Consider the following 24,780-nt stretch of genomic DNA (forward strand, 5'->3'; position numbering starts at 1 on the left):
TCAGGCCAGGTGCTGTTTGCGCCAGGCCCGCCCGGCGATCACCACCAGGGTCACGGCCGTCAGCGGCAGTACGTAACCGAGCATGGCGTTGCCGAAGGTCTGGGCGAACGGCCGGCCGGTGGCGAACAGCAGCAGGTAGAGGGTGTAGGCGGCGTAGTAGGCGAGGAACAGCAGGCCTTCCCAGCGGCTGATGCGGTAGCCGGCAAAGAAGATCGGCAGGCAGGCCACGGCCACCGCGATCATCACCGGGAAGTCGAAGGCCAGCGCGTTCGGCGAAATCGAGATCGGTAGCGGCGAGACCAGCGAGGCCAGGCCCAGCACGCAGAGCAGGTTGAAGATATTGCTGCCGACGATATTGCCCACGGCGATATCCCGTTCGCCGCGGATGGCGGCGAGGAGCGAGGTGGCCAGCTCCGGCAGCGAGGTGCCGATGGCCACCACGGTCAGGCCGATGATCAGCTCGGACAAGCCGAGGGCGCGGGCCAGGCTGACCGCGCCTTCGACCAGGAAGTTGGAGCCGCTCACCAGCAACACCAGACCGACAACGATCAACGCCAGGTTGATCAGCCAGGCATAGGGCTTGGGCGCTTCGTGCAGGCCGAACTCCTTGGCGAACTCGTCATCTGCGCCGGTGTTCTTGTCCCTGAGGCTGCTGATGATCAGGAAGCCGGTGTAGGCCAGCACGCCGCCGAACAGCAGGGCGCCGTCGAGCGGGCTCAGGCTGCCGTCCCAGGCCAGGGCGTAAACCACCAGGCTGGCGCCGATCATGATCGGCACGTCCAGGCGGATCAACTGGCGCGAGACGATCAGCGGCGCGACCAGGGCCGTCAGGCCGAGGATCAGCAGGATGTTGGCAATGTTGCTGCCGAGCACGTTGCCGATGGCCAGGTCGCCGCTGCCATTCAGCGCGGCTTGCACACTGACTGCGGTTTCCGGCGCACTGGTGCCGAAGGCCACCACGGTCAGGCCGATCACCAGCGGCGGGATACCGAATTGCGCCGCCAGTTTGGCGGCGCCGCGTACCAGCACCTCGGCGCCGGCCACCAGCAATACCAGGCCGGCAATCAGGTAGACGAAGGTCATCAGGGTCATTGCAAAGGGCTCCAGAAAAGTGGCGCTAGTTTAATCATCGGCTTGCGGTACGCCAGAGGGCGATCGGGGCTATCGCGTCTTCTTTGTAAACAACTATGTTCACTCGCCCAGTTGCTGCACGCGCACCGGCACCACGCCGGCGCGCAGCATGTCGATCTGCTCCGCGGCTTGGCGCGACAAATCGATAATCCGCCCTCTGGCGTAGGGGCCGCGGTCGTTGATGCGCACCACCACGCTCTTGTCGTTGCGCAGGTTGGTGACCCGTACCTTGCTGCCGAAGGGCAGGCTACGATGCGCGGCCGTCAGGGCGTGCTGGTCGAAGCGCTCGCCGCTGGCGGTTTTCTTGCCGTGGTGGCGCGCGCCGTAATAGGACGCCTGACCTTCGGCGCGGTAACCGTGCGGGTCTACCTGGCCCTGGCTGGCGCAGCCGGCGAGTAGGGCGAACAGGGCGAGTAGCAGGACGCAGCGTGGCATCGGTGGTATCTCCAGATAGACAAACGCCGGGCAAGCCCGGCGCTGATCGGTTTCGATGGCTTCAGCCTTCGAGTTTCTGCTTCAACAGTTGGTTCACCTGGCCGGGGTTGGCCTTGCCTTTGGAGGCTTTCATCGCCTGGCCGACGAAGAAGCCGAACATCTTGCCGCGCTTGGCTTCGTCGCTGGCACGGTACTGTTCGACCTGCTCGGCGTTGGCCGCCAGCACCTCGTCGAGCATGGCTTCGATGGCGCCGCTGTCGGTGACCTGCTTGAGGCCATGCAGCTCAATGATGCGATCAGCACTATTGAGGTCATCGCCTTGGATCTGGTCATCGCCACGAGCAATGAACTTGAAAACATCTTTGGCGAGTTTGCCGGAGATGGTGTTGTCCTGAATGCGCCGAATCATGCCGCCCAGTTGTGCGGCGGAAACCGGCGACTGTCCGATCTCAATGCCCAGTTCATTGAGCAGGCTGGACAGCTCGCCCATCACCCAGTTGGCGGCCAGCTTGGCATCGCCACAGACGGCATTGACCGCCTCGAAGTAGTCGGCCAGTTCGCGACTGGCGGCCAGTACGTCGGCATCGTAGGCGGACAGGCCGAACTGCGCCTGGAAGCGCGCACGCTTCTGCACCGGCAGCTCCGGCAGGCTGGTGCGGATTTCATCGAGGAAGCTCTGCTCGATCACCACCGGCAACAGGTCGGGGCAGGGGAAGTAACGGTAGTCGTTGGCTTCCTCCTTGCTGCGCATGGAGCGGGTTTCGTCCTTGTTCGGGTCGTACAGGCGGGTTTCCTGCACCACCTTGCCGCCGTCTTCGATCAGTTCGATCTGCCGTTGCACTTCGTGGTTGATGGCTTTTTCGATAAAGCGGAAGGAGTTGACGTTCTTGATCTCGGCGCGGGTGCCGAACTCGGCCTGGCCCTTCGGGCGTACCGAGACGTTGCAGTCGCAGCGCAGCGAGCCTTCGGCCATGTTGCCGTCGCAGATGTCGAGGTAACGCACCAGGGCGTGGATGGCTTTGACATAGGCCACCGCTTCCTTGGCGCTGCGGATATCCGGTTCGGAGACGATCTCCAGCAGCGGCGTACCGGCACGGTTCAGGTCGATGCCGCTCATGCCGTGGAAGTCTTCGTGCAGGCTCTTGCCGGCGTCTTCTTCCAGGTGCGCGCGGGTGATGCCGATGCGCTTGCTGCTGCCGTCTTCCAGGGTGATGTCGAGGAAGCCCTTGCCGACGATGGGATGATCCATCTGGCTGGTCTGGTAGCCCTTGGGCAGATCCGGATAGAAGTAGTTCTTACGGGCGAAGACGTTGCTCGGCGCGATGTGCGCGTCGATCGCCAGGCCGAACTTGCAGGCCATGCGTACGGCTTCGGCGTTGAGTACCGGCAGGGTGCCGGGCATGCCGAGGTCGACCAGGCTGGCCTGGGTGTTGGGTTCGGCGCCGAAGGCGATGGCGCTGGCGGAAAAAATCTTCGATTGGGTGCTGAGCTGTGCGTGGATTTCCAGCCCGATCACGGTTTCCCATTGCATATCAGTGTTCCTCAGAATCCGCTCAGGACTTGTTGATGCCAGTCAGTGACTTGCTGGCACTGAACTGGGCGTGGATTTCCAGGCAGATCACGGTTCACGGTTTCCCATTGCATGTGAGTCGTCCTCAAAATCCGCTTGGCGCGCGAGTGTGCCAATCAGTGACCTGTTGATATTGGTGCGCCACGTTGAGCAGGCGTCCTTCCTGGAAATACGGTGCGAGCAGTTGCACCCCCACCGGCAAGCCGTCGACGAAGCCGGCGGGCATCGACAGGCCGGGAATGCCGGCGAGGTTGGCGGTGATGGTGTAGATGTCTTCCAGGTAGGCGGCGACCGGGTCGTGGTTCTTCTCGCCGAGTTTCCAGGCCAGGTTCGGCGTGGTCGGGCCGAGAATCACGTCCACTTCGTTGAAGGCACTGACGAAATCGTTCTTGATCAACCGACGGATCTTCTGCGCTTTCAGGTAATAGGCATCGTAGTAACCGGCCGACAGTGCGTAGGTGCCGACCATGATGCGCCGTTTCACTTCCGCACCGAAGCCTTCGCCGCGCGAGCGCTTGTACAGGTCTTCGAGGTTGACCGGGTTTTCGCAGCGGTAGCCGAAGCGCACGCCGTCGAAGCGCGACAGGTTGGAGCTGGCTTCGGCCGGGGCGATCACGTAATAGGCGGGGATCGCGTGCTGCATATTTGGCAGGCTGATTTCTTTGATGGTGGCGCCGAGCTTTTTCAGCTCCTCGACCACGGTCAGCACCGCCTCGGCGATACGGCTGTCGAGGCCGGCACCGAAGTACTCCTTGGGCAGGCCGATGCGCAGGCCATTCAGCGGTTTGGCCAATGCCGCGAGGTAGTCATCGACCGGCTGGTCGACGCTGGTGGAATCTTTCGGGTCGAAGCCGGCCATGGCCTGCAGCATCAGCGCGCAGTCTTCGGCAGTGCGCGCCAGCGGGCCGCCCTGGTCGAGGCTGGAGGCGTAGGCGATCATGCCCCAGCGGGATACCCGCCCGTAGGTCGGCTTGATCCCGGTGAGGTTGGTCAGCGCCGCCGGCTGGCGGATCGAGCCGCCGGTGTCGGTGCCGGTGGCGGCCGGCAGCAGGCGTGCGGCGATCGCCGCGGCCGAGCCGCCGGAAGAGCCGCCGGGCACGTGTTCAAGGTTCCACGGGTTCTTCACCGGGCCGTAATGGCTGGATTCGTTGGCCGAGCCCATGGCGAACTCGTCCATGTTCAGCTTGCCCAGGGTCACGCAGCCGGCGGCGGCGAGGTTTTCCACCACGGTGGCGTTGTACGGCGCCTTGAAGCCCTGGAGGATTTTCGAGCCGCAGCTGGTCAGCACATCTTGGGTGCAGAACAGATCCTTGTGGCCGATCGGCGCGCCGAGCAGGGCGCCGCTTTCGCCCTCGGCGCGGCGGGCGTCGGCGGCCTTGGCCTGCCCCAGGGCCAGCTCTTCGGTGACGCTGATGAAGCTGTTGAGCTGCGGGTCGAGTTGCGCAATGCGTTGCAGCAGGTCGCGGGTCAGCTCCTCGGCGGAGAATTGTTTGGCCGCCAGGGCGCGGGCGATTTCAGCCAGGGTCAGTCGATGCATCACTCAATCACCTTGGGAACCAGGTACAGGCCGTTCTCGACGGCCGGGGCGATCGCCTGGTAGGCGTCGCGGTGGTTTTCTTCGGTCGCCAGGTCGGCGCGCAGGCGCTGGGTCGCTTCCAGGGGGTGCGCCAGCGGCTCGATCCCCGTGGTGTCGACCGCTTGCATCTGATCGATCAGGCCGAGAATGTTGTTGAGGGTCTCGGTGGTACGTGGAATTTCGCTTTCATTCAGGCCCAGTCGGGCCAGATGGGCGATTTTTTCCACCTCGGAGCGTTCAAGCGCCATTGAGGTTCTCCAGTAGAGGGCAGCCAATTGAAATGTGCGTGGGTCGCCATGCCTAACAGGCCGTGGAATAGCTACTGTGCTCGGCTATGCGGCATTGAAGTTAGCCTCAAAACGCCCATGTACAACTCGTCCACTGCGCTTTTTCGGCTGACTTCAGCTGGTCTGGCCGTCGCGCGCAACATTTTTCAACGGTCTGCCGAGTTGGGCAGGGAACGGATTCTATGAGCGGGTGGTCAAAGGCCGCGATGATGGGCTGTAAAGCCCCGAAAAACAGGCAATCTAACATATTGGCGCCTTGCTCAAAATCCCTGTCGTTGTTAGAGTTTGCCGCACTTTTTACCTGCGTGTTACTCGCGCTTGCTTTATGCATGCATTACCTGCGCGTTACTCGCGCGTGCTTTATGCACACATTACCTGCGCGTTACCCGCGCGTTGCTTTTACCCACGCGTTGCCTAGGGTCCCTATCCCATGTTCAAAAAACTGCGTGGCATGTTTTCCAGCGATCTGTCGATCGACCTGGGCACTGCCAATACCCTGATCTATGTGCGCGAGCGCGGTATCGTTTTGAACGAGCCTTCGGTCGTAGCCATCCGTACCCACGGCAACCAGAAGAGCGTTGTTGCGGTCGGTACCGAAGCCAAGCGCATGCTCGGTCGCACCCCTGGCAATATCGCGGCTATCCGGCCGATGAAGGATGGCGTGATCGCCGACTTCAGCGTGTGCGAGAAGATGTTGCAGTACTTCATCAATAAAGTGCACGAGAACAGCTTTCTGCAGCCTTCGCCGCGCGTACTGATCTGCGTGCCGTGCAAATCCACCCAGGTGGAGCGCCGCGCCATTCGTGAGTCGGCCCTGGGCGCCGGTGCCCGCGAAGTGTTCCTGATCGAAGAGCCGATGGCGGCGGCTATCGGTGCCGGCCTGCCGGTGGAGGAGGCACGTGGCTCGATGGTCGTCGATATCGGCGGCGGCACCACGGAAATTGCCCTGATTTCGCTGAACGGCGTGGTCTACGCCGAATCCGTGCGGGTTGGCGGCGATCGTTTCGACGAAGCCATCATCACCTACGTGCGGCGCAACTACGGCAGCCTGATCGGCGAGTCCACCGCCGAGCGGATCAAGCAGGAAATCGGCACCGCCTACCCGGGCGGCGAAGTTCGCGAAGTCGACGTGCGCGGGCGCAACCTGGCCGAAGGCGTGCCGCGCGCCTTCACCCTCAACTCCAATGAAGTGCTGGAAGCCCTGCAGGAGTCCCTGGCCACCATCGTGCAGGCGGTCAAGAGCGCGCTGGAGCAGTCGCCACCGGAGCTGGCTTCGGATATCGCCGAGCGCGGTCTGGTGTTGACCGGCGGCGGCGCCTTGTTGCGTGATCTGGACAAGTTGCTGGCCCAGGAAACCGGCCTGCCGGTGATCGTTGCCGAAGACCCGCTGACCTGCGTCGCCCGCGGCGGCGGTAAGGCTCTGGACATGATGGATCGTCACACCATGGATCTGCTGTCCACGGAGTAACCCATCGGCTCCAAGCCTCGAGCTGCAAGCCGGGTTTTCACTCGCTTGCAGCTTTTTGTTTGCCAGACGTTGCGAGGAGCTCGCCATAAAGCCGCTATTTGCCAAAGGTCCTTCGCTCGGTGTGCGCCTGCTGGTGTTCACTGTGCTATCGGCTGCGCTGATGCTGGTGGATGCGCGACTCACCGTGTTGCAGCCGCTGCGCAGCCAGCTGGGGCTGATTGTCGAACCGGTCTACTGGCTCGGCCGTTTGCCGGTGACCCTGTGGGACAGCGCCACCCAGGGGCTCAGCTCGCGCAGCGAGCTGACCGCCGAGAATGAGAAGCTCAAGGCCGAAAGCCTGATGCTGCAGCGGCGCCTGCAGAAGCTGGCGGCACTGACCGAGCAGAACGTGCGCTTGCGCGAGCTGCTCAATTCCTCGGCACTGGTCGATGACGATGTGCTGGCCACCGAGCTGATCGGCATCGACCCCAATCCCTTTACCCACCGCATCCTGATCGACAAGGGCGCCAAAGATGGCGTGTTGCTCGGTCAGCCGGTGCTCGATGCGCGCGGCCTGATGGGCCAGGTGGTCGAGGTGATGCCCTATACCTCGCGGGTGCTGTTGCTCACCGACACCACCCACAGCATTCCGGTGCAGGTCAACCGCAACGGCCTGCGCGCCATCGCTAGCGGCACCGGCAACCCGGAACGTCTGGAGTTGCGTCATGTGGCCGATACCGCGGACGTCAAGGAAGGCGACCTGCTGCTCAGCTCCGGGCTGGGCCAGCGTTTTCCCGCGGGCTACCCGGTGGCCGTCGTCACCGAGGTGATTCACGACTCCGGCCAGCCGTTTGCGATTGTCCGCGCCATGCCGACCGCCAACCTGAATCGCAGCCGCTACATGCTGCTGGTGTTCACCGACCCGCGTACCCCCGAGCAGCGCGCCAGCGATTCGGCCGAGGCGCAGGAGGCGGCGGATCGTCAGGCCCGCGAGCAAGCGGCTGGTGCGTCGCCACTGGCCCCTGCAACCTCTGCTGCCGCGAGTGATGCGCCAGTTACTTCCCCTTCCCCTGCAGCGGAACCTCGCCAATGATCGCTCTGCGTGCGCGCAACGTCTGGGTGATCTGGCTCAGCCTGGCCCTGGCCCTATTACTCAGCGTGGCTACCTTGCCCAAGTTCATGGAGGTCGGCCGGCCACTGTGGTTGGCGTTGTTCCTGACCTACTGGGTGCTGGCCTTGCCCCATCGGGTGGGCATGGCCAGCGCCTGGTGCGTCGGTTTGCTGGCCGATGTGCTGAACGGTACGCTGCTGGGGCAGAATGCCCTGATCCTGACCCTGGTGACCTTCCTGGTGCTGAACCTGCAGCAGCGCTTGCGCATGTTCCCCATGTGGCAGCAGAGCATGGTGCTGTTGGTGGTGTTCGGTCTGGCTCAACTGGTTCAGCTGTGGCTCAATGCCTTGACCGGTAGCCGTCCGCCGACCCTGGCATTCGTTTTGCCGGCACTGGTCAGCGCACTGCTGTGGCCGTGGGTCTGTGTCATCCTGCGTGGTGTGCACAAACGCCTCAGCGTCAATTGAGCGGGGCTGGCCCTGCACGAACTCGACAGGGAGACGTCTGCATGAGCACGCTTTATCTGGCCTCCGGGTCGCCGCGCCGGAGCGAGCTACTGACTCAGATCGGCGTGCCCTTCATCACGCAAAGCGTCCCCGTCGATGAAAATCCATTGCCAGAAGAGTCTCCCTGCGCCTATGTAGAGCGTCTGGCCCGTGCCAAAGCGCAGGCTGGCCTGGCCGCCTTGGCGGATCGGCGGGATGCGGTGGTGCTCGGCGCCGATACCGCGGTGATTCTCGATGGGCGCATTCTCGGCAAGCCGCTGGATCGCGACGAGGCGCTGGCCACCCTGAGCGCGTTGTCCGGTCGCGAGCATCAGGTGTTGACGGCGGTGGCCCTGGCGTCGAGCGTGAAAATATCCGCGCGGGTGGTCAGCAGCCGGGTCAGCTTCCGCCTGTTGAGCCGTGACGAGATCGAGGCCTATTGGGCCACTGGCGAGCCCCGGGACAAGGCGGGCAGTTATGCTATTCAAGGGTTGGCGGCAGTGTTCGTCAGCCAGTTGCAGGGCAGTTATTCGGCAGTGGTGGGCTTGCCCCTGTGCGAAACCGCCGAGTTGCTCACCGAGTTTGCTATTCCGTGCTGGCAGCCGTTGCCAGTCCACAGTCAAGAGGGTGCCGGCCGCGGGTGAGTGGAGGCTTTCGCTGAAGGCTTGTGTTCCCCGGCTTGCCGCTTCGTCGGACCAGAGATAGACCCATGAGTGAAGAGATTCTGATCAATATCACGCCGATGGAATCGCGCGTGGCGGTGGTGGAAAACGGCGTATTGCAAGAGGTGCATGTCGAGCGCACGCAGAAGCGCGGGATCGTCGGCAACATCTACAAGGGCAAGGTGGTGCGGGTGCTGCCGGGCATGCAGGCGGCGTTTGTCGACATCGGCCTGGATCGCGCCGCCTTTATCCATGCCTCGGAAATTTCCAGTCGCGAAGGCAGCGCGGTGGAAAGCATCAGCGCCCTGGTGCACGAAGGCCAGGCCCTGGTGGTGCAGGTGACCAAGGATCCGATCGGCAGCAAGGGCGCACGCCTGACCACCCAGCTGTCGATCCCCTCGCGCTACCTGGTGTACATGCCGCGCACCAGCCATGTCGGCATCTCCTTGAAGATCGAGGACGAAGCCGAGCGCGAACGGCTCAAGCAAGTGGTGGCCGATTGCGTCGCGGCCGAAGGCATCGCCGAGGCCGGCGGCTTTATCCTGCGCACCGCCGCCGACGGCGTGGGCGCCGACGAGATCCTGGTCGATATCCGCTACCTGCGCCGCCTATGGGATCAGATCGCGGCGCAGAAGCAGAGTGCGCCGGCGCCTTCGGTGATCTACGAAGACCTCAGCCTGGCCCTGCGTACCCTGCGCGACCTGGTCAGCCTGCGTACCGAGAAGATCCGCATCGACTCGCGGGAAACCTTTCAGAAAATCACCCAGTTCGTCGCCGAACTGATGCCGGAAATCGCCGATCGTCTGGAACACTACCCGGGCGAACGGCCGATTTTCGACCTGTACGGCGTCGAAGACGAGATCCAGCGGGCACTGGAGCGCAAGGTGTCGTTGAAGTCCGGCGGTTACCTGATCATCGACCCGGCCGAGGCGATGAGCACCATCGACGTCAATACCGGTGCCTTCGTCGGTCACCGCACCCTCGAAGAAACCATCTTCAAGACCAACCTCGAAGCGGCCACCGCCATCGCCCGTCAGCTGCGCCTGCGCAACCTCGGCGGCATCATCATCATCGATTTCATCGACATGGAAGACGAAGAGCACCAGCGCCAGGTGTTGCGGACCCTGGAGAAACAGCTGGAGCGCGATCACGCCAAGACTAATATCATCGGCATCACCGAACTGGGCCTGGTGCAGATGACCCGCAAGCGCACCCGCGAGAGCCTCGAGCAGATACTCTGCGAACCCTGCAGCTGCTGCGATGGGCGCGGTAAGCTGAAGACCCCGGAAACCACCTGCTACGAGATCTTTCGCGAGATCCTGCGCGAGGCTCGGGCCTACCAGGCCGAGGGCTATCGGGTGCTGGCCAACCAGAAGGTGGTGGATCGCCTGCTCGACGAAGAGTCGGGCAATGTCGCCGACCTGGAAGCCTTTATCGGCCGCACCATCAAGTTTCAGGTCGAGACGATTTACTCCCAGGAGCAATACGATGTGGTGCTGCTGTGAATCCGTCGGCCGTGTTCAAGGTATGAACTGAATGGCGTTTCTGGCTCGCTGGTCGGTGGTGGCGTTGCGCTTGGGGCTGGGCTTGTGCGCGCTGGGCCTGGTGCTGGCGGCGCTGTATGTCAGCCTCGGCCGCGAGCTGGTGCCGTGGGTCGCCGAGTATCGTCTGGATGCCGAAGACCGGGCCAGCGCGGCGCTCGGCATGCCGTTGCGCATCGGTCGGCTGGAAGGGCGCTGGCAGGGCTTCGCGCCACTGTTGATCGCCCATGACGTGCAACTGGGCGAAGGTGCCAGCGCGCTGCGTCTGGATCAGGTGCGGTTGGTGCCGGACGTGCTGGCCAGCTTGTCCGCGCGCGAACCCCGGCTGGCCAAGCTGGAGCTGGATGGCTTGCAGTTCGGCCTGCAGCAGGACGAGCAGGGCGCCTGGGTCTTGAAGGGGCTGCCGCAGCGCAGTGCGCCTGCAGCCTTGGATGTCGCGCAGGTATTGCAGCAGTTGCAAGCGGTGAACCGTCTGTCGCTGCTTAACAGTCAGGTGACCCTGGAGGCCCGTGAGCGGCCGGCCGTGACCCTGACCTACGTCAACCTGACCCTGCGCAATGGCGCCAGTCGCCAGCGTCTGGATGCGCGCCTGCTGCTCCCCGATGGCCAGCCCGTGGCGCTGCAAGTGCGCACCCGCATGCAGGCCGAGCGCTGGCGCGAGGTGCGGGCCGACTTGTACCTGAGCCTGCCGCAAAGCGATTGGGCGCGCTGGCTGCCGCCGAGCGTGACGCGCGAGTGGCGCCTCGAGCAGTTGCAGGCCGGCGGCGAGCTCTGGCTAGCCTGGGCGGACGGCGCCTTGCAGCGTGCGGTCAGTCGCCTGCATGCGCCGCAAGTGGTGGGTGCCTACCGCGAGCGTGAGGCGGTGCAGGTGCAGAACCTCGCCCTCAATGCCTATTTCGAGCGCACCGAGCAGGGCTTCGAACTGCGCCTGGACGATCTGGCGCTGAGTCAGGGCGAGACCCGCTGGGGCGAGGTGCAGCTGGGTATCCGTCATCGTCAGGACAGTCGCGAAGCCGAAGAGCAGTGGTCGCTCGGCGCCGACCACCTCGATCTGGCGCCGTTGCTGCCGCTGGTCAAGGCCCTGGCGCCCTTGCCGGACAAGAGCCTGGCACTGCTCGAAAGCCTGCAACCGCAGGGTGCCTTGCGCAACCTCCAGTTGGATTACCGGCCCCGGGCTGCGGGCGACCAGCGTCTGCAGTTCGCCGCCAATCTCGAGCGCATCGGCTTTGCCGCCTACCTGGCCTCACCCGCGGCAGAAAATATCAGCGGCAGCCTGACCGGTGACCTGGGCCAGGGCGAGCTGCGTTTGGCCAGCGAGAATTTCTCCCTGCACCTGGCCACCTTGTTTCCCAAACCCTGGCGCTATAGTCAGGCCAATGCCCGGCTGACCTGGCGCCTGGATGAGCAGGCCTTCACCCTGCGCAGCCCCTATCTGCAGGTGGTCGGCGACGAGGGGCCGGTTGCCGGCGACTTCCTGATCCGCCTGATGTTCGATGCCGCGGCCGAGGACTACATGGATCTGCGCGTCGGGCTGCGCAACGGCGATGCGCGTTATACCGAGAAATACCTGCCGACCCGCGCGCCAGGGTTTAGCGCGGAACTGGCTGACTGGCTGAAAACCGCGATTCGCGGCGGCAAAGTCAACGAAGGCTATTTTCAATATCAGGGTTCGCTGAACAAGGGCGCCGCCGATGCGGCGCGCAGCCTCAGCCTGTTCTTCGCCGTGGAGGACGCGGAACTGGCCTACCAGCCGGGTTGGCCGGCACTGCGCGCGGCGCGTGGCGATGTGTTTATCGAAGACAGCGGGGTGCGGGTGCGGGTGGTCGAGGGGCGCATACTCGACAGCCGAGTGCGCAACGCCGCGGCGGACATTGCCCACGTCGCGCCGGAGCAGGTTCCGCGGCTGCTGCTGAATAGCGAGCTGGAGAGCAGCGTCGTCGATGCCCTGAAGATTCTCCAGGAGGCGCCCATGGGCACGGCCGAGACGTTCGCCGGCTGGCAGGGCGAGGGGCCGCTATCGGGCAAGCTCAAGCTCGATCTGCCGCTGCGCAAGGGGCAGCCGGCGGACGTGATAGTCGACTTCGCCACCGCAGGTGCCCGGCTCAAGCTGAGTAATCCCGAGCTGGAACTCAGCCAACTGCAGGGGGCTTTTCGCTACAACACGGCCAGCGGCTTGAGTGCCCCGGATATCCGCGCCCAGGCACTCGGCCATGCGCTACGGGGCAAGGCCATGGCGGAAGGTGTCCGCGGCCGTGCTCGTACGCGCATCGAAGCCCTCGGCCAGGTGCCATTGGATCGTTTGACTGCCTGGCTGGGCGTGACCGCACCGCTGCCTCTGAGCGGTACCTTGCCCTATCGCCTGCGTCTGAATCTGGACGGTGCCGACAGCCAGCTGCGCGTGGACTCCAATCTCCGGGGGCTGACGGTCGCGCTGCCGGCGCCATTTGGCAAAAGCGCCAGCGAGGAAAGCTATGCCGATTGGCGTATGACCTTGAGTGGCGACGAGCGGCGCTATTGGCTGGATTATGCCGCACTGGCGAGCCTGGCCTTCGCCGCGCCGCCCGGGCGGTTTGCCGAGGGCCGTGGCGAGCTGCGCCTGGGCGACGGCCCGGCGCTGTTGCCGGCAGCCAAGGGTGTGCGGCTGCGCGGGCAAGTCAGCGAGCTGGATTGGTCGACCTGGCAGGCGGCGCTGAAACCCTATGCCCGTGTGGCGCCCGACGATGCGCAGCAGTTGTTCAAGGACGCGCAGCTGCGCATCGGCCGCTTCAGCGGTTTTGGCAGCACGCTCGACAACCTCGCGATACAGCTCAAGCGTGCGCCTGCGGTCTGGTTGCTGAGCCTGGATAGCCCGTTGTTGAAAGGTCGGGTCGACTTGCCGGATGCCGATGCGGCGCCAATCGCCGTCAATCTGGCGTACCTGCGTTTGCCGGCGGCCGCCGCCAAGGATGCCATGGTCGAGGACAAGCCGGATCCGTTGCTTGGCGTCGACCCGCGGCAGATACCGGCCCTCGACCTGCACATCGCCCAGGTGCTGCAAGGTACCGAGCCGCTGGGGGCCTGGTCGCTGAAAGCGCGGCCGAACGCCACCGGGGTGCAGTTCCACGACCTTGATCTGGACTTGAAAGGCTTGCAGCTGAGCGGTAGCGCCGGTTGGCAGGGCACGGCAGAGGCCAGCAGCAGCTGGTACAAGGGGCGCATGCAGGGCAAGGATCTGGCCGATGTGCTGCTGGCCTGGAATTTTGCGCCGACGGCCAGCAGTGAAAGCTTTCATCTGGATGTCGATGGTCGTTGGCCGGGTTCGCCGGCCTGGGTCAGCCTGAAGCGCTTTTCCGGCAGTATGGACACGAGCTTGCGCAAGGGTCAGTTCACCGAGGTGCAAGGCCCGGCATCGGCGCTACGGGTGTTTGGTCTGCTCAACTTCAATTCGATTGGCCGCCGCCTGCGCCTGGATTTTTCCGACTTGCTCGGCAAGGGCTTGAGCTACGACCGGGTCAAGGGCTTGCTGGTCGCCACCGATGGGGTGTACGTCACCCGCAAACCCATAACCCTGACCGGGCCATCGAGCAATCTGGAGCTGGACGGCACCCTGAACATGGCCGATGACCTGGTCGATGCCAAGTTGCGGGTAACCTTGCCGGTGAGCAATAACTTGCCACTGGCGGCGTTAATCGTAGGCGCGCCAGCGATTGGCGGGGCATTGTTCGTGGTGGACAAGCTGCTGGGCGATCGGGTGGCACGCTTTGCCAGCGTGCAATACAGCGTCAAGGGGCGCTGGCAGGATCCGCAGATTAGCTTCGACAAGCCCTTCGAGAAATCGCGCTGACAGGCCGTTGAAAAACGGTTGAAGCAGGCCATGCAGTCGCTGGCCATGGCTTGTAAGCTGAAGTTCCCCCCGTCGAGTTGGAGAACGCATGACCCTCGCGGTGATTCAAATGGTCAGCCAGGACGATGTGCCGGCCAATCTGACCCAGGCCCGGCGCCTGCTCGAGCAGGCTGCCGCGGGCGGGGCTCGTCTGGCGGTATTGCCGGAAAACTTCGCCGCCATGGGCCGCCGCGACTTGGCCGCGCTGGGCCGCAGCGAAGCGCGTGGTGAAGGGCCGATCCTGCCCTGGTTGAAGCAGGCCGCCCGCGACCTCAAGTTATGGCTAGTGGCCGGTACCTTGCCCTTGCCGCCCGCGGGCCAGCCCGAGGCGAAGGCACGAGCGTGCTGCCTGTTGCTCGACGAGCATGGCGAGCAGGTGGCCCGCTACGACAAATTGCACCTGTTCGATGTGGCGGTCGGCGACAATCAGGGCCGTTACCGCGAGTCCGATGATTTCGCTCCCGGCAGCCAAATCGTGGTGGCCGATACGCCCGTTGGGCGCCTGGGTTTGACGGTGTGCTACGACCTGCGTTTTCCTGAGTTGTATGGCGCCCTGCGTGACGCCGGAGCGGAGTTGATCAGCGTGCCGGCGGCTTTTACCGCGCTGACCGGGGCGGCGCATTGGCAAATACTAGTGCGCGCCCGTGCCATCGAGACCCAGTGTTACCTGTTGGCCGCCGGCCAGGGCGGCACTCATCCGGGCGGCCGCGAGACCTTCGGCCATTCGGCCGTCGTCGACCCCTGGGGCCGGGTATTGGCCGAGCAGGCGCAAGGCGCGGCGGTCTTGCTGGCTAGCCGCGATGCCGCCGAGCAGGCGGCGATTCGCCAACGCATGCCGGTGAGCCGGCATAAACGATTTTTGGCCGCAGCCGAACCACGGCTGCCTGGTTTGGAGCAGTCTTGAACGAGATGAACAGTCATGAACGAGATGAAATAGTCATGAACGAGATGAAGCAGTCATGAACGGGATAAAGCAGTTATGAGCGAGATGTTGCTATCGGTCAGTGAGCACCTGTTGGGCCCGGGCGGCTTGACCCTCGATCATCTGCCCGGGGTGCTGGGCGAGTTGTCCGGCCCCGGTATCGATGCGGCCGACCTGTATTTCCAGAGCCAAGTCTCCGAGACCTGGGTGCTGGAGGACGGCATCGTCAAGGAGGGCAGTTTCAACCTCGATCAGGGCGTCGGTGTGCGTGCCCAGTCCGGCGAGAAAACCGGCTTTGCCTACAGCAACGCCATCACCGCCGAGGCGCTGAGCCAGGCCGCCCGCGCGGCCCGCTCGATTGCCCGGGCCGGGCAGAGCGCGCGGGTGCAGGCCTTCAGCAGCCCGCAGGTTAGCGCCTTGTATGCGCCGGACAACCCGCTGGACGTGATCGGCCGGGCGCAGAAGGTCGAGTTGCTCAAGCAGGTCGATGTGGCCACGCGTGCCCTCGATCCGCGGATCAAGCAGGTCACGGTCAGCCTCGCCGGGGTCTGGGATCGCATCCTGGTGGCGGCGCAGGACGGCAGCCTGGGCGTCGATACTCGCCCGCTGGTGCGTTTCAATGTCAGCGTGATCGTCGAACAGAACGGCCGCCGCGAGCGTGGCGGGCATGGCGGGGGCGGGCGTAGCGACTACCGCTATTTCATGAGCGAGGATCGCGCCATGGGCTACGCCCGCGAGGCGCTGCGCCAGGCTCTGGTCAATCTCGAGGCGATTCCCGCGCCGGCCGGCACCTTGCCGGTGGTGATGGGCGCCGGCTGGTCCGGTGTGCTGCTGCACGAGGCGGTCGGCCATGGCTTGGAAGGCGACTTCAATCGCAAGGGCAGCTCCGCCTACAGCGGGCGCATGGGCGAGCAGGTCGCCTCCAGCCTGTGCACCATCGTCGATGACGGCACCCTGGTCGGCCGGCGCGGTTCGCTCAGTGTGGATGACGAAGGCACGCCGACCCAGTGCACCACGCTGATCGAGAACGGCGTGCTCAAGGGCTACATGCAGGACAAGCTGAATGCCCGCCTGATGGGGGCGGCACGCACCGGCAACGGTCGTCGCGAGTCCTACGCGCACCTGCCGATGCCGCGCATGACCAATACCTACATGCTGGCCGGAGAGAGCGACCCGGAAGAAATCATCCGTTCGGTGAAGAAGGGCATCTACTGCGCCAACCTCGGCGGCGGCCAGGTCGACATCACCAGCGGCAAGTTCGTCTTCTCCACCAGCGAGGCCTATTTGATCGAAGACGGCAGGATCACCGCGCCGGTCAAGGGCGCGACCCTGATCGGCAATGGCCCCGAGGCCATGCGCCGGGTGTCGATGGTCGGCAACGACCTGGCCCTGGACAGCGGCGTCGGCACCTGCGGCAAGGACGGCCAGTCGGTGCCGGTCGGCGTCGGCCAGCCGACGTTGAAAATCGATGCGATTACCGTCGGTGGAACAGGCTCCTAGTACGTCGGGTGGGTTAGCCGAAGGCGCAACCCACCCTCACGGCAGGATCAGCGCAGCCCGCGCTGGGTTTCGTCCAGTTCGCGGATGTATTTGAAGATTTTGCGCGAGGCCGCTGGTGCTTTGTTCTGTGCCAGTTCGTGCTGAGCCTGGCGAATCAACTGCCGCAGGTGCTGTCGGTCTGCTTCAGGATAGTCGCCAACAAAGGCTGCCAGGGTGTCGTCGCTGCCGTTGATCAGACGGTCGCGCCAACGTTCCAGGCCATGAAAGCGTTCGTTGTACTGGCGAGTTGAGGCATCCAGTTGGTCGAGCAGGGTAAGAATCGCTTCGATGTCCTGATCGCGCATCAGCCGGCCGATAAACTGCACATGGCGTTTTTTTGCGGAGTTGGCCGTGTGCTTGGGCGCCTCTTCGAGGGCGCGGCGCAATTCGTCGGTCAATGGCAGTTTGTTGAGCAGGTCGGGCTTCAGGGTGGTCAGGCGTTGACCCAGGTCTTGCAGGGCGTGCAGCTCGCGCTTGACCTGGGTTTTACTCTTCTCGCCGGAGAAGTCGTCAAGATATTCAGGCATGGGGGTGATCCAGTGGAAAACGCCGCCATGATAGCAAGTATCCAACTGCAAGCGTTCGGCTCGCAGCATCACGCGCGAAGCCTGCAGTAGATCCCGGACAGATTCTTAGGAGTGGTTATGAGTGCAGTAGACGTTGTCGGCCCCGAGGCCGTGCCGCAGTTGCAGGCCCAGGTCGAGCAGATCATCGCCGAGGCGAAGAAACAGGGCGCCAGCGCCTGTGAGGTGGCCGTATCGGTGGAGCAGGGCCTGTCCACCTCGGTGCGCCAGGGCGAAGTCGAGACGGTCGAGTTCAATCGTGACCAGGGCTTCGGCATCACCCTGTATGTCGGCCAGCGCAAGGGCTCGGCCAGCACCTCGGCGAGTGGCGACGCGGCTATTCGCGAGACCGTGGCGGCGGCTTTGGCGATTGCCAAGCATGCCTCCGAAGATGAGGCGGCAGGCTTGGCCGATGCCGCGCTGATGGCGCGCGAGTTACCGCAACTGGATCTCTATCACGCCTGGGCCATCAGCCCGGAGCAGGCGGTCGAGCAGGCGTTGCGCTGCGAAGCGGCAGCCTTTGCCGCGGATCAGCGGATCAAGAACGCCGACGGTACCACCCTCAATACCCACCAGGGCTGCCGGGTGTACGGCAACAGCCATGGTTTTGTCGCGGGCTATGCCAGCACCCGGCACAGCTTGAGCTGCGTGATGATCGCCGAAGATGGCGGGCAGATGCAGCGCGATTACTGGTATGACGTCAATCGCCAGGGCGAGCTGTTGGCCGATGCCGCGGGCATCGGCCAGCGTGCCGCACAGCGGGCGGTCAGTCGTCTCGGCGCCCGTCCGGTGCCGACCTGCGAAGTGCCGGTGCTGTTCTGCGCCGAACTGGCCACCGGGCTGTTCGGGCATTTCCTCGCGGCTATTTCCGGTGGCAACCTGTACCGCAAGTCATCCTTCCTCGAAGGCACCCTGGGCCAGCAGTTGTTCCCCGAGTGGTTGAGCCTCGATGAGCGGCCGCATATTCCGCGGGCCTTGGGCAGCGCTGCTTTCGATGGCGACGGTCTGGCCACCTACGCCAAGTCGTTCGTCGACGGTGGCGAGCTGGTTTCCTATGTGCTCGGCACCTATTCGGGGCGCAAGCTGGGCATGCCCAGCACGGCCAACGCCGGTGGCGTGCATAACCTGTTCGTCAGCCATGGCGTGGAAGACCAGCAAGCGCTGCTCAAGCGCATGGGCCGTGGTCTGTTGGTCACCGAGTTGATGGGGCAGGGGCTGAATATGGTCACCGGCGACTATTCGCGCGGGGCTGGCGGCTTTTGGGTGGAGCACGGCGAGATCCAGTTCCCGGTGCAGGAAGTGACCATCGCCGGCAACCTGCGCGACATGTTCAAGCAGATAGTCGCAGTGGGCAGCGATCTGGAGTTGCGCAGCAACATCCGCACCGGCTCGGTGTTGATCGAGAAGATGACGGTGGCGGGTAGCTAGGGCTATTTGCAGCAGGCCTGGTGCGCGGTGCCCACCAGGTTTTTAAGCAGTGGCGCGCGCGGCGCACCCTACGCGTGACTGGTTATTCGCCTTCGTCGAAGTAGTTGTTGATCAGTTCGGTCAGGGCATTGAGGGCGTCATCGCCCTGCTCGCCTTCGGTGTGCAGGTGAATCGGCGTGCCTTTGCCGGCCGCGAGCATCATCACGGCCATGATGCTTTTGCCGTCCACCAGGCTCTCCGGGGCGCGGCCCACCCTGACCTGGCAGGGGAAGCGCCCGGCGACACCGACGAACTTGGCCGCGGCACGTGCGTGCAGGCCCAGTTTGTTGATGATGGTGATTTCGCAGGAAGGCATCGCGGCAGGTTCCTTAGCTAAGGTCGCGGTGGCGAACCTGGACGTTTTTCAGAACAGGTTTCAGGGTCTCGCCCAGGCGGTTGGCCAGGTATACCGAGCGGTGATGACCGCCCGTGCAGCCTATCGCGACTGTGACATAGGCGCGGTTGCTGGCGGCGAAGCGGGGCAGCCATTTCTTCAGGTAGGCGAGGACATCCTGGAACATTTCTTCGACATCGGCCTGCGCCGCCAGATAATCGGCCACCGGCTGATCGAGGCCGGAGAAATCGCGCAGATCCGGTTTCCAGTAGGGATTGGGCAGGCAGCGCACATCGAACACCAGGTCGGCATCCACCGGCATGCCGCGCTTGAAACCGAACGACTCGACCAGAAAGGCCGTGCCTGGCTCCGGTTGATTGAGCAGGCGCAGTTTCAGGCTGTCGCGTAACTGGTAGAGATTGAGATGGGTGGTGTCGATTTTCAGGTCGGCGAGGTCGGTGATCGGACCAAGGATCAGGCTTTCATCGGCGATGGCCTCGGCCAACGAGCGATTCTCGTTGGTCAACGGATGGCGCCGGCGGGTCTCGGAAAAGCGTTTGAGCAGGGTTTCCTCGTCGGCATCCAGGTAGACCACGTCGCACTTGATGTGCCGCGCGCGAACGTCTTCGAGTATTTCCGGGAAGCGCTTGAGTTGGCTGGGCAGGTTGCGCGCGTCGATCGAGACGGCGACTTGCGGATGCAGCAGTTCGGTATCCTGCAGGGTGCGCTCTGCCAGTTCGGGAAGCAGGCCCGCCGGCAGGTTGTCGATGCAGTAGAAGCCATTGTCCTCAAGGACATCGAGGGCGGTGCTTTTGCCGGAGCCGGAGCGACCGCTGACGATGATCAAACGCATGGTCAGCTCCGGTTGAGCTGGCTTTGTATGTCCACCACGACCTGATACAGCGCGTCGCTGTTCTGGGCTTGGCGCAAACGCTCACGCACATCGCTGCGGTCGAGCATGCTGGCGATCTGGCGCAGCAGTTCCAGGTGTTCGTCGGTGGCCGCTTCCGGTACCAGCAGGACGAATAACAAGTCGACGGGAGCGCCGTCGATGGCGTCGAAGTCCACTGGCGCATCCAGTCGGAGCAGGGCGCTGATCGGTGCGTTGCAGCCCGGCAGGCGACAGTGCGGAATGGCGATGCCATTACCGAAACCGGTCGAGCCGAGTTTTTCGCGGGCGATCAGGCTTTCGAAAATGTCTTGGCCATCCAGGTCGGGCAGTTCGCGTGCCACCAGGTTGGCGATCTGTTCGAGTACGCGTTTTTTGCTGCCTCCCGGCACGTTCACCAAGGAACGGCCGGGGGTCAGGATGTTTTCGAGTCGGATCATAGAAGGGAGGCGATCTCAGCGGGCCAAAGCGCCCTGCTGGCGGTCGATCTGCTTTTCCTTATGCTTGATGAGTTGACGGTCGAGTTTGTCGGTCAGTAGGTCGATGGCGGCATACATATCGTCGTGCTCGGCATTGGCTACCACTTCGCCGCCAGCAATATGCAGGGTCGCTTCGATTTTCTGCTTGAGCTTCTCGACCTCCATGGTGATTTGCACGTTGGTGATCTTGTCGAAATGGCGCTCCAATCGACCGAGCTTTTCGTCGATATAGCCGCGCAGGGCGTCGGTCACATCCAGCTGGTGTCCACTGATGTTGACTTGCATACCGCTTCTCCTTGTTGCTGTGTATGAGAGGCAGGCCATCGGGCCGGCCACCGAAACACTTTGACGTGGAAGGCACTGGCAAAACCACTCTCGCTCTTCGCGGCTTGGCGCTGTGGCTGCTGCCGAGAGAGTGAGGCCGGGTGTGTTGTATGCCTTGTCTGTTGGTCTTTTGTTGAGTGCCACCTTACATCAATCGCTTGCGCTCGCTGGATGGCGCTATACCAAGCGATTCACGGTATTTTGCGACTGTGCGGCGGGCTACTTGTATGCCCTGTGCCTCCAGTAAACCAGCGATCTTGCTGTCACTCAACGGCTTTTTTGCATTTTCCGCCGCGACCAGTTTTTTGATGATGGCGCGGATCGCCGTCGACGAGCATTCGCCGCCTTCAGAGGTGCTGACATGGCTGGAGAAGAAATATTTCAGCTCGTAAATACCGCGCGGGGTGTGCATGAATTTCTGCGTGGTGACCCGCGAGATGGTTGATTCGTGCATGCCCACGGCTTCGGCGATGTCGTGCAGCACCAGCGGTTTCATCGCCTCGTCGCCGTAGTCGAGAAAGCCGCGCTGGTGCTCGACGATCTGGGTGGCGACCTTCATCAGGGTTTCGTTGCGGCTTTGCAGGCTCTTGATGAACCAGCGCGCTTCCTGCAACTGGTTGCGCATGAAGGTGTTGTCGGCGCTGGAGTCGGCGCGTTTGACGAAGCCGGCGTATTGCGCGTTGACCCGTAGGCGCGGCATGGCTTCCTGGTTCAGCTCCACCAGCCAGCGCTCGTTGTGCTTGCGCACGATGACATCGGGCACCACGTATTCCGGCTCGCTCGACTCGATCTGCGAACCGGGGCGCGGGTTGAGGCTCTGGATCAGTTCGATGACCTGGCGCAGTTCGTCTTCCTTGAGCTTCATGCGGCGCATCAGCTGGCCGTAGTCACGGCTGCCGAGCAGCTCCAGGTAATCGCCTGCCAGGCGCTGGGCCTCGCTCAGCCAGGGCGTCTTGGCCGGCAGCTGACGCAGTTGCAGGAGCAGGCATTCGCGCAGGTCGCGAGCGGCGATGCCGGCCGGCTCGAACTGCTGGATGCGGTGCAGGACGGCTTGCACTTCGTCGAGTTCGATGTCCAGTTCGGGGTCGAAGGCTTCGACGACTTCCTCAAGGCTTTCTTCCAGATAACCCTGGTGGTTGATGCAGTCGATCAGGGTGATGCCGATCAGTCGATCCTTGTCGGACATCGGTATCAGGTTGAGTTGCCAGAGCAGATGGCTCTGCAGGCTTTCGCCAGACGAGGTGCGGGTGGTGAAGTCCCACTCGTCATCGTCGTTGCTCGGCAGGCTGCTAGCGCTGGTCTGGTAGACGTCTTCCCAGGCGGTGTCGACCGGCAGCTCGTTGGGAATGCGTTCGTTCCATTCGCCCTCTTCCAGGTTGTCCACGGTCTGTGGGGTTTCCTGGTGACTGTTGTCCTGGTAGGACTCTTCTTGCTGAGGGGCGGGCGCTGGGTTTTCGGCACCATCGGCCAGGGGGTTCGAGTTGTCGAAGTCGTCGCCGTCTTCTTCGCGCTCGAGCATCGGGTTGGACTCCAGGGCCTCCTGGATCTCTTGTTGCAGATCCAGGGTGGACAGTTGGAGCAGGCGAATGGCCTGTTGCAGCTGCGGGGTCATCGTCAGCTGCTGGCCCATTTTCAGGACTAGCGATGGTTTCATTGCAGACCTTATTTGCCGGCGTCTGTGCGCAATCCACTACAGGGCGCCGCAGCGCCACAAGGAAGCAAATTATATGCCTGATCCGCAGTGGTTTGCCTAGCTCTGGCTGCTGTTCGGTTGAGAAAAACCGCTGTTACAGGCGGAACTCGTGCCCCAGGTAAACGTCTTTGACCAGTTGGTTGGCCAGAATAGCGGCGGCATCGCCTTCGGCAATCAGTTGGCCATCGCTGACGATATAAGCTGTTTCGCAGATGTCCAGGGTCTCGCGGACGTTGTGGTCGGTGATCAGTACGCCGATGCCCTTGGCCTTGAGGTGGTGGATGATCTGCTTGATGTCGCCGACCGAGATCGGGTCGACGCCGGCGAAAGGTTCGTCGAGCAGGATGAATTTTGGCGCGGTGGCCAGGGCGCGGGCGATTTCCACCCGGCGGCGTTCGCCGCCGGACAGGCTCATGCCGAGGTTGTCGCGGATATGGCTGATATGGAATTCCTGCAGCAGGCTTTCCAGTTCCTTGCGCCGGCTGCTCCGATCCAGCTCCTTGCGGGTCTCGAGGATGGCCATGATGTTGTCGGCCACGCTGAGCTTGCGGAAAATCGAGGCTTCCTGTGGCAGGTAGCCGATACCGGCGCGGGCGCGGCCGTGCATCGGTTGGTGGCTGACGTCGTGATCGTCGATCAGTACGCGGCCCTGGTCGGCTTGCACCAGGCCGACGATCATGTAGAAACAGGTGGTCTTGCCAGCGCCGTTGGGGCCGAGCAGGCCGACGATCTGTCCGCTGTCGATGCTCAGGCTGACATCGCGCACGACTTGGCGGCCTTTGTAACTCTTGGCCAGGTGCTGGGCTTTCAAAGTGGCCATTGCTACTGCGCCTGCTGTTCGGCTGGTGGGTTCTTCGGCTGGATCACCATGTCGATGCGTGGGCGCGGCGTGGTGACGTTGGTGCCGGTGGCACGGCCGGCGTTGACGATCTGGCGCTGGGTGTCGTAGACGATTTTCTCGCCCTCGAAGGTGTTGCCTTCCTGAATGACCTTGGCCTGGTCGACCAGTATGATGCGTTCGTTGGCGGCGAAATACTGGATGGTCAGGCCATAGGCCTTGACGATCTGTTTGTCCGCGGAGGGCTTCTGCTCGTAATAGGCGGGTTTGCCGACCGAGGTGAAGACTTCGATGTCGCCCTGGGTGTTCTGGGTAATGGTTACGGTGTCGCCCGTGATCTTCAGGGTGCCCTGGGTGATGATCACATCGCCGCGGTACACCGCGACGCCTTGTCGGTCATCGAGTTCGGCACTGTCGGCCTGTACGCGGATCGGCTGCTCGCGGTCGGTGGGCAGTGCCCAGGCGCCGGTGCTTGCGAGTGCGACGTTCAAGCTGAGCAGAAAGGGGAAGGTTTTAACGAACCTCATGCTGGCCTCTTACGTTGGACAGCAGGAGCATCCTGCCGTCATTCAAATACGCTTTCATTCCTTGTGCCGTGGTCACTCCATTGGCTGCGACGATTCTAACGGCTTGCTCGGTCTGCGCATATTCCTTATCCGGGAATGCGGTCAGGCGGCTGGTGGTCAGGATGGTCGGGCGGCCCTTGGCATCGGTGCGTTCGACGCGCACGTTGTCGATCAACTCGACTTCCTTGCCCTCGGGGGCCACCTCGGCGCGCTCGCTGCTGACCTGCCAGGGCAGTTCGGTGCCGCGATACAGGTGCAGGAAGGGGTTGGTCAGCAGGGTGATGTCGCTGCTCTTGATGTGCTCCAGCTTGCTCGAGGTCAGCTCATAATGCAGCTTGCCGTCGGCCTGGTATTGCACGGTGGTGGCGTTGACCACATAGAAGTCGATGGCCTTTTCGGCACCGGCTTGTGCCGGACGCTCGGAAAAGCTGTCGGGGTTGATGTTCCAATAGCCGACGGCGGCCAGCAGCGCGGCCGCGAAAGCGTAAAGGACGGGGGGCAGCAGTTTGCGCAGCATAGTGGGCTCTACAGGTAGGCGGCTTGGGCGGCGTCGAGGCTGCCTTGGGCGCGCATGATCAGTTCGCAAAATTCGCGGGCTGCACCTTCGCCGCCGCGGGCCCGGGTCACGCCATGGGCATGTTGGCGGACAAAAGGGTCGGCACTGGCAACTGCCATGCCCAGGCCGGCCCGGCGGATCACCGGCAGGTCGGGCAGGTCGTCACCCAGATAGGCGACTTGCTCATAGCTTAGGCCGAGTTCGCCAAGAAGCTCGTCGAGTACCGCCAGTTTGTCTTCGCGGCCCTGGTACAGGTGCTGGATGCCCAGGTTCTTGGCCCGGCGTTCGACCACCGGAGTCGTGCGCCCAGTGATTATGGCGGTGCGCACGCCCGAGGCGATCAGCATCTTGATGCCGTGGCCGTCGAGGGTGTTGAAGGTCTTGAACTCGCTGCCGTCGACCAGGAAGTAGAGCTTGCCGTCGGTGAGCACGCCGTCGACGTCGAAAATCGCCAGTTTGATTGCCTGGGCGCGTTGTTGCAGGTCAGGGTTCATCGCATCAGG

Annotated in this window: 24 protein-coding genes; 9 read left to right on the forward strand and 15 right to left on the reverse strand. The window is 63.4% G+C overall.

All coding sequences use genetic code 11. From position 1 onward, the window contains the following. The 5 genes from P8H27_RS04940 to gatC all read right to left on the reverse strand — a co-directional run bounded on the left by P8H27_RS04940 (position 1) and on the right by gatC (position 4,960). Entirely contained in the window at positions 1-1,092 is a 1,092-nt protein-coding gene (locus P8H27_RS04940) for a calcium/sodium antiporter (RefSeq protein ID WP_289635535.1), read from the reverse strand. A gap of 99 nt (positions 1,093-1,191) precedes the next feature. Next, a complete protein-coding gene (locus tag P8H27_RS04945) occupies positions 1,192-1,566 on the reverse strand; it encodes a septal ring lytic transglycosylase RlpA family protein (RefSeq protein ID WP_289635537.1) in 375 nt (124 codons plus the stop codon). A 61-nt stretch (positions 1,567-1,627) separates the two neighbouring features. Then, a complete protein-coding gene (gatB, locus tag P8H27_RS04950; protein ID WP_289635603.1) occupies positions 1,628-3,112 on the reverse strand; it encodes an Asp-tRNA(Asn)/Glu-tRNA(Gln) amidotransferase subunit GatB in 1,485 nt (494 codons plus the stop codon). 109 nt (positions 3,113-3,221) lie between these two features. Beyond that, positions 3,222-4,676, reverse strand: coding sequence for an Asp-tRNA(Asn)/Glu-tRNA(Gln) amidotransferase subunit GatA (gatA, locus tag P8H27_RS04955; protein ID WP_289635539.1), 1,455 nt, complete (start codon positions 4,674-4,676; stop codon positions 3,222-3,224). Continuing rightward, positions 4,673-4,960, reverse strand: coding sequence for an Asp-tRNA(Asn)/Glu-tRNA(Gln) amidotransferase subunit GatC (gene gatC / locus P8H27_RS04960; protein ID WP_289635540.1), 288 nt, complete (start codon positions 4,958-4,960; stop codon positions 4,673-4,675). The genes gatA and gatC overlap by 4 nt, the downstream gene beginning before the upstream one ends. 469 nt (positions 4,961-5,429) lie before the next feature. On the opposite strand from gatC, the gene mreB reads away from it, so the two are divergent. The 8 genes from mreB to tldD all read left to right on the forward strand — a co-directional run bounded on the left by mreB (position 5,430) and on the right by tldD (position 16,529). Continuing rightward, positions 5,430-6,467 carry a rod shape-determining protein MreB gene (mreB, locus tag P8H27_RS04965; RefSeq protein ID WP_079203152.1) on the forward strand — a complete coding sequence of 346 codons (1,038 nt, stop codon included), beginning with the start codon at positions 5,430-5,432 and terminating at the stop codon, positions 6,465-6,467. 121 nt (positions 6,468-6,588) lie between these two features. Then, positions 6,589-7,539, forward strand: coding sequence for a rod shape-determining protein MreC (gene mreC / locus P8H27_RS04970; RefSeq protein WP_374761328.1), 951 nt, complete (start codon positions 6,589-6,591; stop codon positions 7,537-7,539). After that, positions 7,536-8,024: a rod shape-determining protein MreD gene (gene mreD / locus P8H27_RS04975; RefSeq protein WP_289635544.1), complete on the forward strand. Its 489-nt coding sequence runs from the start codon at positions 7,536-7,538 to the stop codon at positions 8,022-8,024. Before mreC ends, mreD begins: the two co-directional genes overlap by 4 nt. A gap of 41 nt (positions 8,025-8,065) precedes the next feature. Further along, positions 8,066-8,686: a nucleoside triphosphate pyrophosphatase gene (locus P8H27_RS04980; RefSeq protein WP_289635546.1), complete on the forward strand. Its 621-nt coding sequence runs from the start codon at positions 8,066-8,068 to the stop codon at positions 8,684-8,686. A gap of 65 nt (positions 8,687-8,751) precedes the next feature. Further along, positions 8,752-10,209, forward strand: coding sequence for a ribonuclease G (gene rng / locus P8H27_RS04985; protein WP_289635548.1), 1,458 nt, complete (start codon positions 8,752-8,754; stop codon positions 10,207-10,209). 31 nt (positions 10,210-10,240) lie between these two features. Further along, positions 10,241-14,068 carry a YhdP family protein gene (locus P8H27_RS04990; protein WP_289635550.1) on the forward strand — a complete coding sequence of 1,276 codons (3,828 nt, stop codon included), beginning with the start codon at positions 10,241-10,243 and terminating at the stop codon, positions 14,066-14,068. Positions 14,069-14,156: 88 nt separating this feature from the next. Then, positions 14,157-15,011 carry a carbon-nitrogen hydrolase family protein gene (locus P8H27_RS04995; RefSeq protein ID WP_289635552.1) on the forward strand — a complete coding sequence of 285 codons (855 nt, stop codon included), beginning with the start codon at positions 14,157-14,159 and terminating at the stop codon, positions 15,009-15,011. A gap of 75 nt (positions 15,012-15,086) precedes the next feature. Continuing rightward, complete coding sequence (gene tldD, locus P8H27_RS05000; RefSeq protein ID WP_289635554.1) at positions 15,087-16,529, forward strand: metalloprotease TldD; 1,443 nt, start codon at positions 15,087-15,089, stop codon at positions 16,527-16,529. A gap of 47 nt (positions 16,530-16,576) precedes the next feature. Here the strand turns inward: tldD and yjgA are convergent, their stop codons facing one another. Next, the gene (gene yjgA, locus P8H27_RS05005) at positions 16,577-17,095 is read right to left on the reverse strand and encodes a ribosome biogenesis factor YjgA (RefSeq protein WP_289635556.1); all 519 of its coding nucleotides are present in this window, start codon (positions 17,093-17,095) and stop codon (positions 16,577-16,579) included. A gap of 117 nt (positions 17,096-17,212) precedes the next feature. Here yjgA and pmbA point away from each other — a divergent pair, with 117 nt between their 5' ends. Then, entirely contained in the window at positions 17,213-18,559 is a 1,347-nt protein-coding gene (pmbA, locus tag P8H27_RS05010) for a metalloprotease PmbA (RefSeq protein WP_289635559.1), read from the forward strand. A gap of 82 nt (positions 18,560-18,641) precedes the next feature. Here pmbA and P8H27_RS05015 read toward each other — a convergent pair whose 3' ends face one another. The 9 genes from P8H27_RS05015 to P8H27_RS05055 all read right to left on the reverse strand — a co-directional run bounded on the left by P8H27_RS05015 (position 18,642) and on the right by P8H27_RS05055 (position 24,771). After that, entirely contained in the window at positions 18,642-18,914 is a 273-nt protein-coding gene (locus P8H27_RS05015) for an HPr family phosphocarrier protein (protein WP_289635560.1), read from the reverse strand. A gap of 13 nt (positions 18,915-18,927) precedes the next feature. Next, positions 18,928-19,785 carry an RNase adapter RapZ gene (rapZ, locus tag P8H27_RS05020; protein WP_289635561.1) on the reverse strand — a complete coding sequence of 286 codons (858 nt, stop codon included), beginning with the start codon at positions 19,783-19,785 and terminating at the stop codon, positions 18,928-18,930. Between the two features lie 2 nt (positions 19,786-19,787). Further along, complete coding sequence (gene ptsN, locus P8H27_RS05025; RefSeq protein WP_289635563.1) at positions 19,788-20,261, reverse strand: PTS IIA-like nitrogen regulatory protein PtsN; 474 nt, start codon at positions 20,259-20,261, stop codon at positions 19,788-19,790. A gap of 15 nt (positions 20,262-20,276) precedes the next feature. Further along, on the reverse strand, positions 20,277-20,585 hold the full coding sequence (gene hpf / locus P8H27_RS05030) for a ribosome hibernation-promoting factor, HPF/YfiA family (RefSeq protein ID WP_289635565.1): 309 nt from the start codon (positions 20,583-20,585) through the stop codon (positions 20,277-20,279). Positions 20,586-20,769: 184 nt separating this feature from the next. Then, positions 20,770-22,278: an RNA polymerase factor sigma-54 gene (locus tag P8H27_RS05035; RefSeq protein WP_289635567.1), complete on the reverse strand. Its 1,509-nt coding sequence runs from the start codon at positions 22,276-22,278 to the stop codon at positions 20,770-20,772. A 133-nt stretch (positions 22,279-22,411) separates the two neighbouring features. After that, positions 22,412-23,137: an LPS export ABC transporter ATP-binding protein gene (lptB, locus tag P8H27_RS05040; RefSeq protein ID WP_289635568.1), complete on the reverse strand. Its 726-nt coding sequence runs from the start codon at positions 23,135-23,137 to the stop codon at positions 22,412-22,414. A gap of 2 nt (positions 23,138-23,139) precedes the next feature. Continuing rightward, the gene (gene lptA / locus P8H27_RS05045) at positions 23,140-23,682 is read right to left on the reverse strand and encodes a lipopolysaccharide transport periplasmic protein LptA (RefSeq protein WP_289635570.1); all 543 of its coding nucleotides are present in this window, start codon (positions 23,680-23,682) and stop codon (positions 23,140-23,142) included. Beyond that, complete coding sequence (lptC, locus tag P8H27_RS05050) at positions 23,669-24,238, reverse strand: LPS export ABC transporter periplasmic protein LptC (protein WP_289635571.1); 570 nt, start codon at positions 24,236-24,238, stop codon at positions 23,669-23,671. Before lptC ends, lptA begins: the two co-directional genes overlap by 14 nt. 8 nt (positions 24,239-24,246) lie before the next feature. Continuing rightward, positions 24,247-24,771, reverse strand: coding sequence for an HAD family hydrolase (locus tag P8H27_RS05055; RefSeq protein ID WP_289635605.1), 525 nt, complete (start codon positions 24,769-24,771; stop codon positions 24,247-24,249). Between the last annotated feature and the right edge of the window lie 9 nt (positions 24,772-24,780).

The sequence above is a fragment of the Pseudomonas sp. sp1636 genome, from assembly GCF_030376615.1.
Lineage (GTDB): Bacteria > Pseudomonadota > Gammaproteobacteria > Pseudomonadales > Pseudomonadaceae > Aquipseudomonas.

Coding starts and splice junctions, on each gene's coding strand:
- P8H27_RS04940 (WP_289635535.1), bottom strand. CDS start 1,092: ATGACCCTGATGACCTTCGTCTACCTGATTGCCGGCCTGGTATTGCTG.
- P8H27_RS04945 (WP_289635537.1), bottom strand. CDS start 1,566: ATGCCACGCTGCGTCCTGCTACTCGCCCTGTTCGCCCTACTCGCCGGC.
- gatC (WP_289635540.1), bottom strand. CDS start 4,960: ATGGCGCTTGAACGCTCCGAGGTGGAAAAAATCGCCCATCTGGCCCGA.
- mreB (WP_079203152.1), top strand. CDS start 5,430: ATGTTCAAAAAACTGCGTGGCATGTTTTCCAGCGATCTGTCGATCGAC.
- mreD (WP_289635544.1), top strand. CDS start 7,536: ATGATCGCTCTGCGTGCGCGCAACGTCTGGGTGATCTGGCTCAGCCTG.
- P8H27_RS04980 (WP_289635546.1), top strand. CDS start 8,066: ATGAGCACGCTTTATCTGGCCTCCGGGTCGCCGCGCCGGAGCGAGCTA.
- rng (WP_289635548.1), top strand. CDS start 8,752: ATGAGTGAAGAGATTCTGATCAATATCACGCCGATGGAATCGCGCGTG.
- P8H27_RS04990 (WP_289635550.1), top strand. CDS start 10,241: ATGGCGTTTCTGGCTCGCTGGTCGGTGGTGGCGTTGCGCTTGGGGCTG.
- P8H27_RS04995 (WP_289635552.1), top strand. CDS start 14,157: ATGACCCTCGCGGTGATTCAAATGGTCAGCCAGGACGATGTGCCGGCC.
- tldD (WP_289635554.1), top strand. CDS start 15,087: ATGAGCGAGATGTTGCTATCGGTCAGTGAGCACCTGTTGGGCCCGGGC.
- yjgA (WP_289635556.1), bottom strand. CDS start 17,095: ATGCCTGAATATCTTGACGACTTCTCCGGCGAGAAGAGTAAAACCCAG.
- pmbA (WP_289635559.1), top strand. CDS start 17,213: ATGAGTGCAGTAGACGTTGTCGGCCCCGAGGCCGTGCCGCAGTTGCAG.
- P8H27_RS05015 (WP_289635560.1), bottom strand. CDS start 18,914: ATGCCTTCCTGCGAAATCACCATCATCAACAAACTGGGCCTGCACGCA.
- rapZ (WP_289635561.1), bottom strand. CDS start 19,785: ATGCGTTTGATCATCGTCAGCGGTCGCTCCGGCTCCGGCAAAAGCACC.
- ptsN (WP_289635563.1), bottom strand. CDS start 20,261: ATGATCCGACTCGAAAACATCCTGACCCCCGGCCGTTCCTTGGTGAAC.
- hpf (WP_289635565.1), bottom strand. CDS start 20,585: ATGCAAGTCAACATCAGTGGACACCAGCTGGATGTGACCGACGCCCTG.
- P8H27_RS05035 (WP_289635567.1), bottom strand. CDS start 22,278: ATGAAACCATCGCTAGTCCTGAAAATGGGCCAGCAGCTGACGATGACC.
- lptB (WP_289635568.1), bottom strand. CDS start 23,137: ATGGCCACTTTGAAAGCCCAGCACCTGGCCAAGAGTTACAAAGGCCGC.
- lptA (WP_289635570.1), bottom strand. CDS start 23,682: ATGAGGTTCGTTAAAACCTTCCCCTTTCTGCTCAGCTTGAACGTCGCA.
- lptC (WP_289635571.1), bottom strand. CDS start 24,238: ATGCTGCGCAAACTGCTGCCCCCCGTCCTTTACGCTTTCGCGGCCGCG.
- P8H27_RS05055 (WP_289635605.1), bottom strand. CDS start 24,771: ATGAACCCTGACCTGCAACAACGCGCCCAGGCAATCAAACTGGCGATT.